The sequence below is a fragment of the Reyranella massiliensis 521 genome, assembly GCF_000312425.1.
In the GTDB taxonomy this organism is placed as follows: Bacteria; Pseudomonadota; Alphaproteobacteria; order Reyranellales; family Reyranellaceae; genus Reyranella; species Reyranella massiliensis.
Genome location: NZ_HE997181.1, coordinates 2,230,285 through 2,247,993, shown reverse-complemented (window position 1 = coordinate 2,247,993; position 17,709 = coordinate 2,230,285). Strand labels below are relative to the sequence as shown.

The window sequence follows — 17,709 nt, the reverse complement described above, 5'->3', positions numbered from 1 at the left end:
CCCTAAATCCTGGTCCCTGGAACACCCATGCGCGACCTCGCTGAAGACGACGAACTCGCGCTTCTGGACTGCACGGAAATGGCAAAGGCCGACGCCTTCGCCATCGCCGGCGGCACTTCGGGGGCCACGCTAATGGAAACTGCCGGCAGGGCCGTCGCTGCGGCCGTCATGCGGCGATGGCCGCGGCGCCCGGTCGCCGTGCTGTGTGGGCCTGGCAACAATGGAGGCGACGGCTTCGTAGCTGCGCGTCGGCTGCGCGAAGCGGGCTGGCCAGTCCGGCTGGGGCTTGCCGGCGCAGTTGCTGATCTGAAGGGCGATGCGGCTTGGGCGGCCGGCGCCTGGAAGGGCAATGTGGAGCCATTGTCGGTTGCGCTCCTGGAAGGGGGGCCGTTGGTGGTTGATGCGTTGTTCGGCGCCGGCCTGTCGCGGCCGATCGGAGGTGCGGCAGGCGATGTCGTCGACCATCTGAACGAGCATGGCCTGACGGTCGTCGCGGTAGATGTTCCAAGCGGTCTCCATGGCGACAGTGGCCAGGTGTTGGGCCGGGCGGCGAAGGCCGTCTGCACCGTTACGTTCTTCCGCGCCAAGCCCGGCCACTTTTCGGAGGAAGGGCTGAAGCGGTGTGGCGACCTGCAGGTCGTCGATATCGGCATTCCGCCGGGGGCCATCGAGGCCATCGCGCCCCGGCAATGGCTCAACGGTCCGATCCTGTGGCGCGAACTGCTGAAGCGAAGCGACCTGGCCGATCACAAATATGCGCGCGGCCACCTGACGATCCTCGCCGGGCCGCAGGCCACGGGAGCCGCCCGTCTTGCAGCCATTGCCGGCCGCCGGGCAGGGGCGGGGCTGGTTACCATTGCCTCACCACGCCCGACCCTTCCGTCCTATCAGGCTGCCGAACCCGGCAACCTTGTCGTCGAGGCCGACGACGCTGCTTCGTTTGCGGGCCTTCTCGACGATCCGCGGCGCAACGCGTTCCTGATCGGCCCGGGTTCGGGGATCGGCGACAGGACGCGAGAGGCTGCGCTGGCGGTGCTGGCGGACCGACGTGGCCTGGTCCTGGATGCCGACGGCATCACGAGCTTCTCGGAAGAGCCTCGGATTCTTTTCGAAGGCGCCAAGGGGCAGGTTTTGCTCACGCCGCATGAGGGTGAGTTCCGCCGCCTGTTCCCAGGCATCAAGGGCGAGGGGGGCAAGGTGGCCCGCGTCCGCCAGGCCGCCGCCCTGAGCGGCGCCACGGTCCTCCTGAAGGGACCCGACACGGTTATCGCCGCTCCGGACGGCCGGGCGGTCATCAATGTGCACGCTACCGCGGGCCTGGCGACGGCCGGGGCGGGCGACGTGCTGGCCGGTATCGCAGGCGGGCTCATGGCGCAGGGGCTGACGGCTTTCGCGGCGGCGGCAGCGGCGGCGTGGCTCCATGGGGATTGTGCTTGTCGGTTTGGGCGCCCGGGCCTGATTGCAGAGGATTTGCTCAACTTAATTCCAGAAGCGATGCAGTCGGCTCTCACCGTCAATTGACCGTTTGACGGGCCCGGGCTAAGAGGCGCGCGATTCGGCCTTCGAGGCACGCCCCGATGGCCCTTGTCGTCGATGTGGGCCGATTCGGGCGGGCGTGGTGAAATTGGTAGACACGCGAGATTTAGGTTCTCGTGCCGCAAGGCGTGGGGGTTCAAGTCCCTCCGCCCGCACCAGGAAATGCCAGGAAATGGAAGTGAGACGATGCAAGTGACGGAACTCTCGGCCGAAGGGCTGAAGCGGCAATTCAAGATCGTTGTGCCGGCCGGTGATCTGTCGGCGAAGGTCGACGAGCGGCTGGCTGAGATGGCGCAGACGGCTGCTCTGCCGGGCTTCCGCCCGGGCAAGGTGCCGGTCAGCCTGCTGAAGAAGCAGTACGGCCAGGCGCTGTTCGGCGAGGCCGTCGAGCAGGCCGTCAACACCAGCACGGCGAAGGCGATCGAAGATCGCGGCCTGCGTCCGGCGCTGCAGCCGCGGGTCGACCTGAAGCAGCTCGAAGAGGGCAAGGACGTCGAATTCGAAGTGGCGATCGAAGTGCTGCCGGAGATCGGCAAGCTCGATTTCTCGGGCATCGAGCTCGAGCGCCTGAAGGCCGCCGTTCCGGACAAGGATGTCGACGATGCCCTCGAGCGCATCGCCAAGGCCAACCGCGATCAGAAGCCTGTCGATCCGCCGCGTCCGGCCCAGAAGGGCGATGCGATCAAGCTCGACTTCGTGGGCTCGGTCGACGGCACGGAGTTCCCGGGCGGTGCGGCCACCGACTACACGCTGGAGCTGGGATCGGGCTCGTTCATTCCCGGTTTCGAGGATCAGCTCATCGGCGCCGAGGTCGGCAAGACCGTCGACGTGAAGGTGACTTTCCCGGCCGATTACGGTGCGGCGGAACTCGCCGGTAAGGACGCGGTCTTCAAGTGCACGATCAAGGAGATCCGTGAATTCGTCGACAAGCCCGCCGACGACGAGCTGGCGAAGAAGAACAACTTCGAGAATCTCGAAGCCATGCGGAAGGCCGTCGGTGAGCGCATCGGCCAGGACTACACCCAGATCTCGCGCCAGATGGTGAAGCGTCAGCTGCTCGACAAGCTTGCTGACAGCCACAAGTTCGAGGTGCCGGAAGGACTGATCGAAGGCGAGTTCGGCGCAATCTGGCAGCGTATCGAGGAGGCCAAGAAGAATGGCCAGAAGCTCGAAGACGACGAAGAGAAGATGAAGAAGGAGTACCGCGAGATTGCGGAGCGCCGGGTGCGCCTCGGCCTGCTGCTCGCAGATGTCGGCCGCTCCAACAACATCGAAGTGACGCCGGAAGAGCTGAACCAGGCGGTGATGCGCGAAGCGATGCGCTATCCCGGCCAGGAGCGCCAGGTCCTGGAGTTCTACGGCAAGAACGCCGAACTCAAGGAACAGCTCCGCGCGCCGATCTTCGAAGAGAAGACGGTCGACTTCATTCTCGAGCTGGCGAAGGTCTCCGAGAAGTCGGTTACGCCGGAGGAACTGCTCAAGGCAGCTCGCGAGGCGGAAGAAGAAGAGCCTGCGGAGAAAGCGGCAAATTGATCCAGAACCGGCGGCCTTGAACGAGGCCGCCGGCGCTGCCACTTTCAAAGCGACATCATACTCAAGGGGGCCCGCGATGAGTCGCGACCGCGATCCGCTGGAAATCTACAACAATTACTACGTCCCGATGGTCGTCGAGCAGTCGGCCCGCGGCGAGCGCGGCTACGATATCTGGTCCCGCCTGCTCAAGGAGCGGATCATCTTTCTGAACGGCCCGATCGAGGACAACGTGGCGGGCTTGGTCTGCGCCCAGCTCCTCTATCTCGAAGCCGAGAACCCCACGAAGGACATCTCCTTCTATATCAACTCGCCGGGCGGCGTGGTGACGTCGGGGTTGGCGATCTACGACACGATGCAGTACGTGCGCCCCAATATCTCGACCTTGGTGTTCGGCCAGGCTGCGTCGGCGGGTTCGCTGCTGTTGATGGCAGGCGAGAAGGGCAAGCGCTTTTCGCTGCCCAACGCCCGGATCATGATCCATCAGCCATCCGGTGGTGCACAGGGCCAGGCGACGGACATCGAAATCCACGCCAAGGAAATCCTGCTGACACGTGCCCGCCTTAATCAACTCTATGTCAACCACACCGGCCGGACGATCGAAGAGATCGAGAAGGGGATGGAGCGCGACCGCTTCTTCTCTCCGCCGGAGGCCAAGGAATTCGGCCTGATTGACGAAGTTTTCGACAGGCGGCCGACTCCGACGATCCAGGCGGCTGCTTCCTAAGCGGCCGTTACGACCAATTGTTTCCCTTTTGCACGCCGACACACCATATTTTGATGTTGTCGCGATCTAGGGGGCGCGTTTAACATAGCTTTGGTGTGGGCTCGCAGGTCGACGAGCCCCCCAAGCGGAGGTGCGTTAACGACATGCCAGCCGCCAAGTCCGGGGGTGACTCCCGTAACACCCTGTATTGCAGCTTCTGCGGCAAGAGCCAGCATGAGGTCCGGAAGCTTATTGCCGGCCCGACCGTGTTCATCTGCGATGAATGCGTCGAGCTCTGCATGGACATCATCCGGGAAGAGAGCAAAACCACCCTGGTCAAGTCCAAGGACGGCGTTCCGTCGCCCAAGGAAATTCGCCAGATCCTCGACGATTATGTAATTGGCCAAGACCAGGCCAAGCGTATTCTCGCCGTTGCGGTGCACAACCATTACAAGCGGTTGAGCCATGGCGGGAAGGCGAACGACGTCGAGATCGCCAAGTCGAACATCATGCTCATCGGCCCGACGGGCTGCGGCAAGACCCTGCTGGCCCAGACTCTGGCCCGCATGCTCGATGTGCCCTTCACGATGGCCGACGCCACGACTCTCACCGAAGCTGGTTATGTCGGAGAGGATGTCGAGAACATCATCCTGAAGCTGCTGCAGTCGGCCGACTACAACGTCGAACGCGCGCAGCGCGGCATCGTCTACATCGACGAAGTCGACAAGATCAGCCGCAAGTCCGACAACCCGTCGATTACGCGCGACGTGTCGGGCGAGGGCGTGCAGCAGGCGCTGCTCAAGATCATGGAAGGCACCGTGGCCTCCGTGCCGCCGCAGGGCGGGCGCAAGCATCCGCAGCAGGAGTTCCTGCAGGTCGACACTACCAACATCCTGTTCATCTGTGGTGGTGCCTTCTCCGGTCTCGACAAGATCATCTCCATGCGTCGCCAGGGCACGTCGATTGGTTTCGGGGCCGAGGTGAGGGGGCCTGAGGATCGCCGTACCGGTGAAGTGCTGCGCGATCTCGAGCCCGAGGATCTGTTGAAGTACGGCCTGATCCCCGAGTTCGTCGGCCGTCTGCCGGTCGTCGCCACCCTCGAGGATCTGGACGAGAGCGCGCTGATCGAGATCCTGACCCGGCCGAAGAACGCGCTGATCAAGCAGTACCAGCGCCTGTTCGACATGGAGAATGTGAAGCTCAAATTCTCCGATGACGCCCTGCGTGCGGTCGCCCAGAAGGCGATCATGCGCAAGACGGGTGCGCGTGGCCTGCGCTCGATCATGGAAACGGTACTTCTCGACACCATGTACGACCTGCCGTCGCTCGACGGGGTCGAAGAAGTGGTAATCAACCGGGAAGTCATTGAAGGACGGGCGCAGCCACTGTATGTGCATGGCGAGCGCAATGAAGGCATTGCTGCGGCGCCGGCCTGATTTTTGCTGCGCCGGCGACGACCGTCGCCGGCAGTCTCCCCGACGGGGCTTGAACCAAATCCTGTTCGGGCCAATCTCTGCTAGCGAGTGCACGTGTTTGCGTAGCGTTGATCGCCCATTTGGGGGTCGCGTCCGCGGTGCGGGTAGCTCTAACAGCGTACGTTGTGAGGCATCATGAACGCCCCCATTCAAGGAACTGTCTACCCGGTCCTGCCGCTGCGCGACATCGTCGTGTTTCCCGGCATGATCGTTCCGCTTTTTGTTGGTCGCGAGAAGAGCGTCAAGGCCCTCGAAGAGGTCATGAAGGACGACAAGCAGATCCTGCTGATCGCCCAGAAGAACGCCAGCCAGGACGACCCCGGCCCCGACGACATTTATTCGATCGGCACGCTCGGCACCGTGCTGCAGCTTCTGAAGCTGCCGGACGATACTGTGAAGGTGCTGGTCGAGGGCGGCCGCCGCGTGCGCGTCACTGGCTATTCCGAGCGCGCCGATTTCTTCGAGGCGCGTGCCGTCGATATGGAGGAGACGCCGGGCGAGACGGCGGAGCTCCAGGCGGCCGCTCGCACCGTGGTCTCGGAATTCGAGAACTACGTTAAGCTGAACAAGAAGGTGCCGCCGGAAGTCGTCGTCTCGATCAACAAGATCGAGGAGCCGACCAAGCTAGCCGACACCATCTCGGCCCATCTCGCGCTCAAGGTCGCCGAGAAGCAGCAGCTCCTCGAACTCGACTCCGTGTCCAAGCGGCTGGAGCGCATTCTCGGCCTGATGGAAGGCGAGATCGGCGTCCTGCAGGTCGAGAAGAAGATCCGTAACCGCGTGAAGCGTCAGATGGAGAAGACGCAGCGCGAGTACTATCTCAACGAGCAGATGAAGGCGATCCAGAAGGAGCTGGGCGAGACCGAAGACGGTCGCGACGAGGTTTCCGAATTGGAGAAGCGCATCAAGAAGACGCGGCTCAGCAAGGAAGCGCGCGAGAAGGCCAATGCCGAGCTGAAGAAGCTCCGGACCATGAGCCCGATGTCGGCCGAGGCGACGGTGGTGCGCAACTACCTCGACTGGCTACTGTCGATTCCATGGCGCAAGCCGACCAAGATCATCAAGGATCTGAAGTACGCCGAGGACATTCTCAACGCCGATCATCACGGCCTCGAGAAGGTGAAGGAGCGCATCCTCGAGTACCTCGCGGTGCAGCAGCGCGTCGACAAGATGAAGGGGCCGATCCTGTGCCTCGTCGGACCGCCGGGCGTCGGCAAGACTTCGCTGGGCAAGTCGATCGCCAAGGCGACGGGCCGCAACTTCGTTCGCATGTCGCTGGGCGGCGTGCGCGACGAGGCCGAGATTCGTGGCCATCGCCGGACCTACATCGGCTCGCTGCCGGGCAAGGTCATCCAGAGCATGAAGAAGGCGAAGTCGTCGAACCCGCTCTTCCTGCTGGACGAGATCGACAAGCTCGGCGCGGATTTCCGCGGCGACCCGTCGTCGGCGCTGCTCGAGGTGCTGGACCCCGAGCAGAACACGTCGTTCAACGATCACTATCTCGAAGTCGACTACGACCTGTCGAACGTGATGTTCATCACCACGGCGAACTCGCTGCGCATGGCGCAGCCGCTGATGGACCGCATGGAGATCATCCGGCTGGCCGGCTACACCGAGGACGAGAAGGTCGCTATCTCGCGCAAGCATCTCATTCCCAAGCAGATCGAAGCGAACGGTCTCAAGGAAGGGGAGCTCGACATCCACGACGACGCGGTGCGTGACCTCGTGCGCTACTACACGCGCGAGGCCGGTGTCCGTAACCTCGAGCGCGAGATTGCCAATCTTGCCCGCAAGGCCACCAAGGAAATCCTCATGAAGGGGACGACCAAGGTGAAGATCGGCCGCAAGAACCTCGACAAGTATGCCGGCGTCCGTCGCTTCCGCTACGGCGAGGCGGAACTCGAGGATCTGGTGGGCATCACGACGGGCTTGGCCTGGACCGAAGTCGGCGGCGAGTTGCTGCAGATCGAGGCCGTGCTGGTTCCGGGCCGTGGCCGCGTCACCGTGACCGGCAAGCTGGGCGACGTCATGCAGGAGTCGGTGCAGGCAGCCAATGCCTACGTCCGCTCGCGCGCGGCGGCGTTCGGCATCAAGCCGAACATCTTCGAGAAGCGCGACATCCACGTGCACGTGCCGGAAGGTGCGACGCCCAAGGACGGCCCGTCGGCCGGTGTCGGCATGATCACGTCGATCGTTTCGGCGCTCACCGGCGTGGCGGTGCGCAAGGATGTGGCCATGACCGGCGAGATCAGCCTGCGGGGGCGGGTCCTGCCAATCGGCGGCCTGAAGGAAAAGCTGCTGGCGGCGTTGCGCGGTGGTCTCAAGACCGTGCTCATTCCCAAGGAGAACGAGCGCGATCTGCCGGAGATTCCGGACAACGTGAAGAAGGGACTGGAAATCGTGCCGGTTTCGACTGTCGATGAAGTACTAGCCCGAGCGCTGGTGAAGCCGCTGGTCGCGATCGAATGGCCGAACGATCTGGAGACGGTCGCGGCCAAGCCGGCGGAAGGCAGCGAGGCGATCCGGGCACACTGAGCCCTAATCTCCTTGCAAGAATCGCCGAAGCCCCGGAGTGATCCGGGGCTTCGTTGCATTTGGACCCAATACGTGTGGGTTTAGGTCTATCAAACCTACAAAATATGGTATTCAACGTTGACGCCGTTTTCCGGCGGCCCGTACACTTGAGGCTGCCGGACCATGCAGGGGCTCCCCGTGAACAAGCACGATCTGATCGCCGCCGTTGCCGCTTCGACCAACCTTTCGAAGACCGACGCCGCCAATGCCATCGATTCCATTCTGACGGTCATCACCAAGTCGTTGAAGAAAAAGGAAAAGGTGTTGTTGGTCGGCTTTGGGACGTTCCAGGTGTCCAAGCGCAAGGCGGGCGAGGGGCGCAATCCGCAGACCGGCGAAAAGATCAAGATTCCCGCGGCCATCGTGCCGCGCTTCAAGGCCAGCAAGGCCCTGAAAGACGCGATCAACTAGGACGCGGCGCGCGCACGCGTGCTAGAAAAGCAACGGGGGCGATTAGCTCAGTTGGTAGAGCATCTCGTTTACACCGAGGTTGTCGGCGGTTCGAGTCCGTCATCGCCCACCATTGTTTCGCACGGCGCGGAAAGTATTGAAAAATCTGGCACTTACGCACGACTTCGCGAGTGCGGTATGCTTGACACCCTATAGGGGCTCCTATATCTCTCCGCGCGCCGTTGGGGGCTAATGCGGGCGTAGTTCAGTTGGTTAGAACGCCGGCCTGTCACGCCGGAGGTCGCGGGTTCGAGTCCCGTCGCTCGCGCCAGCCCCAACGCTGGCAGCCCAGAAAAACGGGGCGCAAGGGGTGGCGATGGAAGCTCTTCTCACGGAATACCTTCCAATTCTGATCTTCCTTGGCCTCGCTTTCGCCCTGACGTGCGCCATGATCGGCGGGTCCTATCTGATCGCCCGTCAGAATCCGAATTCCGAGAAACTGTCACCCTTCGAGTGCGGCTTCGCGCCGTTCGACGATGCGCGTGGTCAGTTCGATGTACGCTTTTATCTGGTCGCCATTCTTTTCATCATCTTCGACCTCGAGGTCGCGTTCCTGTTCCCCTGGGCGGTGGCGCTCGGTGACATCGGGTTGTTCGGTTTCTGGTCGATGATGCTCTTTCTGGCCGTGCTCACCGTTGGTTTCATATACGAGTGGCGGAAAGGAGCTCTGGAATGGGAGTGATAACTCCAGCCAAGCCCAATAGCGCTGCTGAGGCGGCGTTGTCGCGGGCGCTCAACGATGAGCTGGCCGACAAGGGATTCGTCGTTGCCCAGCTCGACAAGCTGATTACCTGGGCGCGTACCGGCTCGATGTGGGGGCTGACCTTCGGTCTGGCCTGCTGCGGCGTCGAGATGATCCATTGCTGGATGAGCCGCTACGATCTCGATCGTTTCGGCTTTGCGCCGATGCCCAGTCCGCGTTCGGCCGATGTGATGATCGTGGCGGGAACGCTGACCAACAAGATGGCGCCGGCTCTGCGCAAGGTCTACGACCAGATGGCCGAGCCGCGCTACGTGATCTCGATGGGCTCCTGCGCCAACGGCGGCGGCTACTATCACTATAGCTATTCAGTCGTGCGCGGCTGCGATCGCATCATCCCGGTCGACGTCTACGTGCCGGGCTGCCCGCCGACCGCAGAAGCGCTGCTCTACGGCGTGCTGCAGCTTCAGAAGAAGGTCCGCCGCACCGGAACATTGGTGCGTTGATGACCGATACACTGGCGGAGCTTGGTGAGCACGTTGCGCAGACCACCGCAGGTGCGGTGACGGCCCATCAGGTGCGTCTCGAAGAACTGATGCTTGAGACGACACCCGACAAGGTGGTCGCGCTGCTGACTTTCCTGCGCGACGATCCCAAGTGTCTTTTCAAGCAGCTCATCGACATCTGTGGCGTCGATTGGCCCGAGCGCGAAAAACGCTTCGATGTCGTCTACAATCTGCTGAGCCTGAAGAACAACCTGCGCATCCGCGTGAAGGTAGCAACGGACGAGACGACTCCGGTGCCGTCGGTTGCCTCGATCTACAGTTCGGCCGGCTGGTTCGAGCGCGAGACGTATGATCTCTACGGCGTATGGTTCTCGGACCATCCCGACCTGCGGCGCATTCTGACCGACTATGGTTTCGAGGGGCATCCACTGCGCAAGGATTTCCCGCTGACCGGCTTCGTCGAGCTGCGGTGGGACGACGTACAGAAGCGTGTCATCTATGAGCCGGTGAAGCTTACCCAGGAGTTCCGCCGTTTCGACTTCCTGAGCCCGTGGGAAGGTGGCATCGAACGGGTGCTGCCGGGTGACGAGAAGGTGACGAAGGCGAACTGACATGTCCGACGTCGAGATCAAGACCCTCACGATGAACTTCGGGCCGCAGCATCCGGCGGCCCACGGCGTGCTGCGCCTCGTCGTCGAGATGGACGGCGAGATCGTCGAGCGCTGCGATCCTCATATCGGCCTGCTGCATCGCGGCACCGAGAAGCTGATCGAGTACAAGAGCTACCTGCAGGCCGTGCCGTACTTCGATCGGCTCGACTACGTCTCTCCGATGAATCAGGAGCATGCCTACGCGCTCGCCGTCGAGAAGCTGCTGGGCATCCAGGCGCCCGAGCGTGGCCAGTACATCCGCGTGCTGTTCTCGGAAGTCACGCGCATCCTGAACCATCTGCTGAACGTCACGACCTTCGCGATGGACACAGGCGCGTTGACGCCGCCGCTCTGGGGATTCGAGCAGCGCGAGCTGCTGATGGAGTATTACGAGCAGGTCAGCGGGTCGCGCATGCATGCGGCCTATTTCCGGCCGGGCGGCGTGCATCAGGATCTGCCGGCCGGCATGCTCGATTCCATGGAAGGGTGGATCAAGCAATTCTATCCGTTCCTCAAGGACATTGAATATCTGCTGAACGACAACCGCATCTTCCGTATGCGCACGGTCGATATCGGCGTCGTGTCGTCCGAGCAGGCTCTCGACTGGGGCTTCTCTGGCCCGCTGATCCGCGCCTCGGGGATTCCGTGGGATCTGCGCAAGTCGCAGCCCTACGACGTCTACGAGCGTATGGATTTCGACATCCCGGTCGGAAAGACGGGCGACTGTTTCGCGCGCTATCTTGTGCGCATCGAGGAGATGTACCAGAGCGCGCGGATCATGGAGCAGTGCATCGCGGCGCTGCGTAAGGTCGGCGGTCCGGTGCGCGTCGACGATCGCAAGATATCGCCGCCGCGTCGTGGCGAGATGAAGGACTCGATGGAGGCCCTCATCCATCACTTCAAGCTCTATACCGAGGGCTACAAGGTTCCGGCTGGGGAGACCTACACGGCCGTCGAAGCGCCGAAGGGCGAGTTCGGCGTCTACCTGGTGTCCGACGGCACCAACAAGCCATACCGCTGCAAGATCCGCGCTCCGGGTTTCCCGCACTTGCAGGCGCTCGACATGATGACCAAGGGACACCAGCTCGCCGACATGTCGGCGAACATCGGTTCGCTCGACATCGTGTTCGGCGAGATCGACCGCTAGGAGACGACAAGATGGCGATGATCACCGCCGATCCGAAGGACGTGCCGCAGGTCGCGAGCTTCACCTTCACGCCGGAATACATGGCGAAGGTGCAGGAGCTGATTGCGCACTATCCGCCGGGCCGTCAGGCGAGCGCAGTCATCGGCGTGCTGGACCTGGCGCAGCGTCAGCAGGGCTGGCTGCCGCGCGTGGCGATGGACGAGGTGGCGAGGATTCTCGATATGGCGCCAATCCGCGTCTACGAGATCGCGACCTTCTATACGATGTTCCAGCTCAAGCCGAAGGGTAAGTACCTCCTGCAGGTCTGCACCACGACGCCGTGCTGGCTGCGCGGTTCGGAAGCCGTGATGAAGGCATGCCAGCATGCGGCCGACGGCGAGATCTTCAGCGTGCAGGAAGTCGAATGTCTCGGCGGCTGCGTGAATGCGCCGGTGGTGCAGATCAACGACGATTTCTACGAGGACCTCGACGAGGCCTCGATGAACAAGGTGCTCGACGCGTTCCGCCGCGGCGAGACGCCGAAGCCGGGTCCGCAGGTCGACCGTCAGACGTCGGCGCCGGAAGGCGGCCTCACCACCTTGAAGGGCGAGTAAAACGATGCTCGGCGACAAGGATCGCATCTTTACCAATCTCTACGGCGTCCACGACTGGCGCTTGGCCGGTGCCCGCGCGCGCGGTGCCTGGGACAACACCAAGGCGCTGATCGAGCGCGGCCACGACGCCATCATCGACGAGATGAAGAAGTCGGGTCTGCGTGGCCGCGGTGGCGCAGGCTTCCCGACCGGCATGAAGTGGTCCTTCATGCCCAAGGAAGTGAAGGACCGGCCGCACTATCTCGTCGTCAACGCCGACGAGTCGGAGCCCGGGACCTGTAAGGATCGCGACATCATGCGTCACGATCCGCACCTCCTGATCGAGGGCTGTCTGATCGCGGGCTTCGCGATGCGAGCCCACGCCGGCTACATCTACGTGCGCGGCGAGTTCTACAACGAGGCGCAGCATCTCATTGCGGCGATCAAGGAAGCCTACGACGCGGGTCTGCTCGGCAAGAACGCCTGCGGCTCGGGATGGGACTTCGACCTCTACGTCCATCGTGGCGCCGGCGCCTATATCTGTGGCGAGGAAACCGCGCTTCTCGAAAGCCTCGAGGGCAAGAAGGGCATGCCTCGGCTGAAGCCGCCGTTCCCGGCAGGCGCTGGCCTCTACGGCTGTCCCACCACGGTGAACAACGTCGAGTCGATCGCCGTGGCGCCGACCATTCTGCGTCGCGGCGCTGCATGGTTCGCTGGCATCGGCCGGCCGAATAACACCGGCACCAAGCTCTTCTGCATCTCAGGCCACGTGAACAAGCCGTGCAACGTGGAAGAGGAGATGGGCATTCCTCTCAAGGAACTCATCGAACGCCATTGCGGCGGCGTGCGCGGCGGCTGGGACAATCTGCTCGCGGTCATTCCAGGCGGTGCGTCGGTACCGCTGTTGCCGAAGTCGATCTGCGACACGGTCCTGATGGATTTCGATTCGCTGCGTGACCAGAAGTCGGGCCTCGGCACGGCGGCGGTCATCGTCATGGACAAGTCGACGGACATCGTGAAGGCGATCGCGCGGCTCAGCTACTTCTACAAGCACGAGAGCTGCGGCCAGTGTACGCCGTGCCGCGAAGGCACGGGCTGGATGTGGCGTGTGATGGAACGCATGGTGACGGGTAACGCGCGGCTCGAGGAGATCGACGCGCTGGAGGATGTCACCAAGCAGGTCGAAGGACACACGATCTGTGCGCTGGGCGATGCAGCAGCCTGGCCGATCCAGGGTCTGATCCGCCATTTCCGGCCCGAGATGGAGCGCCGCATCCGCGCGCGCACCGAAAAACTGGCGGCCGAGTAGGCGGGCGGGGAGTAGGCAATGCCCAAGGTTAAAATCGACGGCGTCGAGATCGAGGTGCCGGCCGGCATCACGGTCCTGCAGGCCTGCGAACTGGCAGGCGTCGAAATTCCGCGCTTCTGCTACCACGAGCGTCTGTCGATCGCCGGCAACTGCCGCATGTGCTTGGTCGAGGTGAAGCCCGGCCCGCCGAAGCCGCAGGCGAGCTGTGCGCTGCCGGTTGCCGACAAGCAGGAGATCTTTACCAAGACGCCGGTCGTGCAGAAGGCGCGTAACGGGGTGATGGAATTCCTGCTGATCAATCATCCGCTCGACTGCCCGATCTGCGACCAGGGCGGCGAGTGCGATCTGCAGGATCAGGCGATGGCCTACGGTTTCGACCGCAGCCGCTATCACGAGAACAAGCGGGCGGTGCCGGACAAGGAACTGGGCCCGCTGGTCAAGACGTCGATGAATCGCTGCATCCACTGCACGCGTTGCATCCGCTTCGCGACCGAAGTCGCGGGTGTCGAGGAGCTGGGCGCGACCGGCCGCGGCGAGAGCATGGAAGTGACGACCTACGTCGAGCACGCGCTGTCGACCGAACTTTCCGGCAACCTGGTCGATCTCTGCCCGGTTGGCGCGCTGACCTCTAAGCCTTATGCCTTCGAGGCGAGGTCGTGGGAGCTCACCAAGACTGAGTCGATCGACGTGCTTGACGCTCTTGGTTCCAACATCCGCGTCGATACGCGCGGTGCGCAGGTGATGCGCGTGCTGCCGCGGTTGAACGACGACGTGAACGAGGAGTGGATCTCCGACAAAACCCGGCATGCCATCGACGGCCTGCGCCATCAACGGCTCGACCGGCCTTATGTGCGCAAGGGCGGCAAGCTGGTCGAAGCGACCTGGGACGAGGCTTTCGGCGCGATCGCGGCGAAGCTCAAGGGCATGGACGGTGCCAAGATTGCGGCGATCGCCGGCGACCAGTGCGACGCCGAATCCATGGTGGCCTTGAAGGACCTGATGACGGCTCTTGGTTCGCCCAACGTCGATTGCCGCCAGGACGGCGCCAAGCTCGACGGTCCGCGCGGCAGCTACATCTTCAATGCCGGCGTTCGCGGCATCGACTCCGCAGACGCGATCCTGCTGATTGGCAGCAATCCGCGCACCGAATCGCCGGTGCTGAACGCACGTATCCGCAAGCGCTACCTGCACGGCCATTGTGCGATTGGCAGCATCGGCCCAGTCGCCGATCTCACCTATCCGGTGGAGCGCCTCGGCGCTGGCCCCGCGACCTTGCGCGAACTGGTCGATGGCAAATTGGGTTTCTTCGAGAAGCTGAAGGCTGCCAAGAATCCGCTGATCATCGTCGGCATGGGCGCGGTCGCGCGCGAAGACGGTGCAGCCGTGCTCGCCATGGCGCGCGAGCTGGCCGAGAAGCTGAATGCCGTTCGCGAAGACTGGAACGGCTTTGCAGTGCTGCATACGGCGGCGGCGCGCGTTGGCGGCCTCGATCTCGGCCTGGTGCCGGGTGAGGGCGGCCGCGACGTCGCCGGGATCCTGGCGGGCTGCGAGAAGGGCGAGATCGGTGCGGTCTATCTGCTGGCTACCGACGAGATCGACACCAAGCGGCTCGGCAAGGCCTTCGTGATCTATCAGGGCCATCACGGCGATGCCGGTGCACACCGTGCCGACGTGATCCTGCCGGGCGCGGCCTATACCGAGAAGCCCGGCACCTACGTGAACACCGAGGGGCGCGTCCAGCTCGGCCGTCGAGCGGGCTATCCGCCGGGCGATGCTCGCGAAGACTGGTCGATCCTGCGCGCGCTTTCCGAACGACTGGGCAAGACGCTCTCCTACGATACGCTGGCGCAGGTGCGGTCGCGCCTCGTGTCGGTCAACAAAGTCTTCGCCGCCATCGATCAGCAGGCACCGGGTGCCTGGGGGCCGTTCGGCAAGGCGGGTGCCACGACCGATGCGGCGTTCGTTTCGGCCGTTGCCAATTTCTACATGACCTGCCCGATCAGCCGTGCCTCGCGGACGATGGCAGACTGCATGGCGTCGCGCGCACATCTCATGGCGGCGGAGTAGGGAATGTACGCCGACTTGATCCAATTCTTCACGACCAACTGGCTCGGCCAGGCGATCGTCATCCTCGCCCAGTGCCTGGCGGTCACCGTGCCGCTGCTGGTTGCGGTCGCTTACATGACCTATGTCGACCGCAAGGTCTGGGCGTCGATCCAGCTCCGCCGCGGTCCCAACGTGGTGGGGCCGTTCGGCCTTCTGCAGCCTTTTGCCGACGGCCTCAAGCTCGTGCTGAAGGAGACCATCGTTCCGTCGAGCGCCAACGGCATTCTGTTCATCGTGGCGCCGATGATCACCTTCATGACCGCACTGATTGCCTGGGCGGTCGTGCCGTTCGACGACGGCTGGGTCATCGCCGACATCAATGTCGGCATCCTCTATCTCTTCGCCATCTCCTCGCTCGGCGTCTACGGCATCATCATCGCCGGCTGGGCGTCGAACTCGAAGTATGCCTTCCTCGGCGCGTTGCGCTCGGCGGCGCAGATGGTGTCCTACGAAGTCTCGATTGGCTTCGTGCTGGTCACTGTCATGCTCTGCGTCGGCTCGCTCAACCTCTCCGATGTGGTGCTGGCTCAGTCCGGCTGGTTCTGGAGCTGGTTCTGGCTGCCGTTGCTGCCGATGTTCGTGATCTTCTTCGTGTCGGCCCTGGCTGAGACCAACCGCACGCCGTTCGATCTGCCGATGTCGGAAGCCGAACTGGTGGCGGGCTTCCACACGGAATACTCGGCCATGACGTTCGGCCTGTTCTTCCTCGGCGAATACGCCAACATGATCCTGCTCTCTGCGATGGGCGCGGTGCTGTTCCTCGGTGGCTGGATGTCGCCGGTGCCGTATGCGCCGTTCACCCTGGTGCCGGGCGTCGTGTGGTTTGCCTTGAAGATCGCGTTCCTGCTGTTCGTCTTCAGCTGGACCAAAGGAACGCTGCCCCGTTACCGTTACGACCAGCTCATGCGGCTGGGCTGGAAGGTCTTCCTGCCTGTATCGCTTGGCTGGCTCGTGCTCACCGCCGCTGTTCTGCAGTTCGGCGGCTGGGTTCCGAAGCACTAGGGAGTCGCACGATGGCCTCTCTCGACCGTACCGCCCGCGCTTTCCTGCTCTCCGAGCTGGTGGCCGGCTTCGCACTCACCTTGAAGTACATGTTCAAGCCCAAGGTGACGGTGAACTACCCTTACGAAAAGGGACCGCTCAGCCCGCGCTTCCGTGGCGAACACGCCCTGCGCCGATATCCGAACGGCGAGGAACGCTGCATTGCGTGCAAGCTTTGCGAGGCGATCTGCCCAGCCCAGGCGATCACCATCGAGGCCGAGCCGCGCGACGACGGCAGCCGCCGCACGACCCGCTACGACATCGACATGACCAAGTGCATCTACTGCGGTTTCTGCCAGGAAGCCTGCCCGGTCGATGCCATCGTCGAGGGGCCAAACTTCGAGTTCTCGACCGAGAGCCGCGAGGAGCTGATGTACAACAAGGACAAGCTGCTCGCGAATGGCGATCGCTGGGAGAGCCTGATTGCGGCCAATCTCCAGTCCGACGCGGCGTATCGCTGAGCCGGGCGGGGGAGAGACAGAAAATGCTTCTTCAGGCTCTGGCCTTCTACGTCTTTGCCGCGGTCACGGTCGCGTCGGCCGCCATGGTCGTGGTGTCGCGCAACCCGGTCTATTCGGTGTTGTTCCTGATTCTGGCCTTTTTTAACGCCGCGGCGCTGTTCGTTCTGATCGGTGCCGAGTTCATCGCGATGATCCTGGTCATCGTCTATGTCGGCGCCGTCGCCGTGCTCTTCCTGTTCGTCGTTATGATGCTCGACATCAACCTCACCGAGATACGTGAAGGCTTCCTGAAGTACCTCCCGGTGGGTGCCGCAATCGGCGTCGTGCTGCTAGCCGAGATCCTGTTGGGACTGGGCGTTCTGGGGAGCGGCTCGGTCACCATCTCCGGCCTCGACAAGGCCGGCCCGCAGGTGCTGGCGGTCGACAATACCCGCGCTATAGGTCGTGTTCTCTACACGCAGTATTTTTACCTCTTCCAGGTCGCAGGCATCGTGCTTCTCGTCGCCATGATCGGCGCGATCGTGCTCACTCTGCGCAACCGGCCGGGCGTCCGCCGCCAGAAGATCAGCGACCAGCTCTACCGGCCGAAGGACCAGGCAATCACGACCGTCAAGGTGCCGACGCGGGGAGGCGTGTGATGACGATCGGTCTCGGCCATTACCTCGCCGTCGCCTCAGTGCTGTTTACCCTCGGCATTCTGGGCATCTTTCTGAACCGCAAGAACGTCATCGTGATCCTGATGTGCGTCGAGCTGATGTTGCTCGCCGTGAACATCAACCTCGTGGCGTTTTCGGCCTTCCAGGGCAACGTGGTCGGCCAGGTTTTCGCCATGCTGGTGCTGACGGTGGCCGCCGCGGAGGCTGCCATCGGGCTTGCCATCCTGGTGGTCTACTTCCGCAACCGCGGAACGATCGCGGTCGAAGACATCAATGCGATGAAGGGCTAG

17 protein-coding genes and 3 tRNA genes are annotated in these 17,709 nt (G+C 63.1%); all 20 read left to right on the top strand.

Annotated elements, in window-relative coordinates:
- Positions 1–27: 27 nt before the first annotated feature.
- The 20 genes from BN60_RS11075 to nuoK all read left to right on the top strand — a co-directional run bounded on the left by BN60_RS11075 (position 28) and on the right by nuoK (position 17,709).
- Positions 28–1,521, top strand: a complete 1,494-nt coding sequence (locus BN60_RS11075) for a bifunctional ADP-dependent NAD(P)H-hydrate dehydratase/NAD(P)H-hydrate epimerase (protein ID WP_020696111.1) — start codon at positions 28–30, stop codon at positions 1,519–1,521.
- 88 nt (positions 1,522–1,609) lie between these two features.
- A tRNA-Leu gene (locus BN60_RS11070) sits at positions 1,610–1,694 on the top strand.
- Between the two features lie 28 nt (positions 1,695–1,722).
- The gene (gene tig / locus BN60_RS11065) at positions 1,723–3,069 is read left to right on the top strand and encodes a trigger factor (RefSeq protein WP_020696110.1); all 1,347 of its coding nucleotides are present in this window, start codon (positions 1,723–1,725) and stop codon (positions 3,067–3,069) included.
- Positions 3,070–3,145: 76 nt separating this feature from the next.
- Complete coding sequence (locus BN60_RS11060) at positions 3,146–3,793, top strand: ATP-dependent Clp protease proteolytic subunit (protein ID WP_020696109.1); 648 nt, start codon at positions 3,146–3,148, stop codon at positions 3,791–3,793.
- A gap of 143 nt (positions 3,794–3,936) precedes the next feature.
- Entirely contained in the window at positions 3,937–5,208 is a 1,272-nt protein-coding gene (gene clpX, locus BN60_RS11055; protein ID WP_020696108.1) for an ATP-dependent Clp protease ATP-binding subunit ClpX, read from the top strand.
- A gap of 174 nt (positions 5,209–5,382) precedes the next feature.
- Entirely contained in the window at positions 5,383–7,782 is a 2,400-nt protein-coding gene (lon, locus tag BN60_RS11050) for an endopeptidase La (protein ID WP_020696107.1), read from the top strand.
- Between the two features lie 162 nt (positions 7,783–7,944).
- Positions 7,945–8,232 carry an HU family DNA-binding protein gene (locus tag BN60_RS11045; RefSeq protein WP_020696106.1) on the top strand — a complete coding sequence of 96 codons (288 nt, stop codon included), beginning with the start codon at positions 7,945–7,947 and terminating at the stop codon, positions 8,230–8,232.
- Between the two features lie 36 nt (positions 8,233–8,268).
- Positions 8,269–8,344 (top strand) — tRNA-Val (locus BN60_RS11040).
- A gap of 121 nt (positions 8,345–8,465) precedes the next feature.
- Positions 8,466–8,542: transfer RNA gene (locus tag BN60_RS11035), tRNA-Asp, on the top strand.
- Between the two features lie 45 nt (positions 8,543–8,587).
- A complete protein-coding gene (locus tag BN60_RS11030; protein ID WP_020696105.1) occupies positions 8,588–8,953 on the top strand; it encodes an NADH-quinone oxidoreductase subunit A in 366 nt (121 codons plus the stop codon).
- Positions 8,944–9,477: a NuoB/complex I 20 kDa subunit family protein gene (locus BN60_RS11025; RefSeq protein WP_043283832.1), complete on the top strand. Its 534-nt coding sequence runs from the start codon at positions 8,944–8,946 to the stop codon at positions 9,475–9,477. Before BN60_RS11030 ends, BN60_RS11025 begins: the two co-directional genes overlap by 10 nt.
- On the top strand, positions 9,477–10,088 hold the full coding sequence (locus BN60_RS11020; protein WP_020696103.1) for an NADH-quinone oxidoreductase subunit C: 612 nt from the start codon (positions 9,477–9,479) through the stop codon (positions 10,086–10,088). Before BN60_RS11025 ends, BN60_RS11020 begins: the two co-directional genes overlap by 1 nt.
- Position 10,089: 1 nt before the next feature.
- Positions 10,090–11,274, top strand: coding sequence for an NADH-quinone oxidoreductase subunit D (locus BN60_RS11015; protein ID WP_020696102.1), 1,185 nt, complete (start codon positions 10,090–10,092; stop codon positions 11,272–11,274).
- An 11-nt stretch (positions 11,275–11,285) separates the two neighbouring features.
- Positions 11,286–11,867, top strand: coding sequence for an NADH-quinone oxidoreductase subunit NuoE (nuoE, locus tag BN60_RS11010; protein ID WP_020696101.1), 582 nt, complete (start codon positions 11,286–11,288; stop codon positions 11,865–11,867).
- A 4-nt stretch (positions 11,868–11,871) separates the two neighbouring features.
- Positions 11,872–13,155 (top strand): NADH-quinone oxidoreductase subunit NuoF, encoded by a 1,284-nt coding sequence (gene nuoF / locus BN60_RS11005; protein WP_020696100.1) that lies wholly within the window; start codon positions 11,872–11,874, stop codon positions 13,153–13,155.
- Between the two features lie 18 nt (positions 13,156–13,173).
- Positions 13,174–15,222, top strand: a complete 2,049-nt coding sequence (nuoG, locus tag BN60_RS11000; RefSeq protein ID WP_020696099.1) for an NADH-quinone oxidoreductase subunit NuoG — start codon at positions 13,174–13,176, stop codon at positions 15,220–15,222.
- A 15-nt stretch (positions 15,223–15,237) separates the two neighbouring features.
- Positions 15,238–16,263 (top strand): NADH-quinone oxidoreductase subunit NuoH, encoded by a 1,026-nt coding sequence (gene nuoH, locus BN60_RS10995; protein WP_215905964.1) that lies wholly within the window; start codon positions 15,238–15,240, stop codon positions 16,261–16,263.
- Positions 16,264–16,274: 11 nt separating this feature from the next.
- The gene (nuoI, locus tag BN60_RS10990; RefSeq protein WP_020696097.1) at positions 16,275–16,763 is read left to right on the top strand and encodes an NADH-quinone oxidoreductase subunit NuoI; all 489 of its coding nucleotides are present in this window, start codon (positions 16,275–16,277) and stop codon (positions 16,761–16,763) included.
- A 23-nt stretch (positions 16,764–16,786) separates the two neighbouring features.
- Complete coding sequence (locus BN60_RS10985) at positions 16,787–17,401, top strand: NADH-quinone oxidoreductase subunit J (protein ID WP_020696096.1); 615 nt, start codon at positions 16,787–16,789, stop codon at positions 17,399–17,401.
- Positions 17,401–17,709 carry an NADH-quinone oxidoreductase subunit NuoK gene (gene nuoK / locus BN60_RS10980; RefSeq protein WP_020696095.1) on the top strand — a complete coding sequence of 103 codons (309 nt, stop codon included), beginning with the start codon at positions 17,401–17,403 and terminating at the stop codon, positions 17,707–17,709. The genes BN60_RS10985 and nuoK overlap by 1 nt, the downstream gene beginning before the upstream one ends.